2 protein-coding genes are annotated in these 829 nt (G+C 48.3%); both read right to left on the bottom strand.

Annotated elements, in window-relative coordinates; all coding sequences use genetic code 11:
* On the bottom strand, nt 1-299 hold a 299-nt coding region (locus A3763_RS01370), incomplete at its 3' end, for a glycine--tRNA ligase subunit beta (RefSeq protein ID WP_156494812.1).
* Nucleotides 299-829: glycine--tRNA ligase subunit alpha (locus A3763_RS01365; RefSeq protein ID WP_156494811.1), on the bottom strand; the 531-nt coding region annotated here is incomplete at its 5' end. The genes A3763_RS01365 and A3763_RS01370, both read right to left, overlap by 1 nt.

Below are 829 nucleotides of genomic sequence, written 5' to 3'. Positions count from 1 at the left end.
ATACCTAACGAGCCGGTAAAACCAGTCAAGGCGCGAGAAGGATTCCCTTCAGCATCATAAGCGGCTTTCTTTGACGGGCCTTTCTTTTCAACTGACTTATCAGCTTGCTGCACGTCCAAACCTTTAACTCGAACAGCTAAACGTCTGGGGCTAGCGAAAGCCTTTACCTCAGCATAGTTCAAAGCCGCATCTTTTAAGCCTGCTTCGATACCACTGGTAAAGGAGTCCGAGAGCTTCTTCAGTGCTTTCGGTGGAAGTTCTTCAGTCCCGATTTCAACGAGAAAATCTTGCGTAGACATTATTTCTTGCCTCCTTTGTCCGACTTTGAACCAGCGTTTTCTAAGCTGGCAAGGACTTCTTCACGAATCCCTTCAGGAGCCAGAGGGAAGCCTAATTCTTTACGACTATCAAAATATGCCTGGGCAACGGATCGTGCCAAGCCTCGAACACGCAGTATATAGCGCTGACGTTCAGTGACCGAGATCGCATGGCGGGCATCCAGCATGTTAAATGTGTGGGAAGCCTTAAGCACCAACTCATACGCTGGTAATGGCAAACCCTGGTCAATCATCTTCTGACTTTCAGCTTCACAGGTATCAAACTGTGCAAAAAGCGCATCAGTATTGGCGTGCTCAAAGTTGTAAGTCGACATTTCCACTTCGTTCTGGTGGAAAACATCGCCATAGGTCACATCACCATCTGGCCCATGCGCCCAGATTAAGTCATAAACGCTATCCACACCCTGAAGGTACATCGCGATACGTTCCAAACCGTAGGTAATTTCACCGGTTACCGGGTAACATTCGAGCCCGCCAACCTGTTGGAAGTA

This window comes from Oleiphilus sp. HI0128, from assembly GCF_001635365.1.
This window is presented reverse-complemented; position numbering and strand designations above follow the sequence as displayed.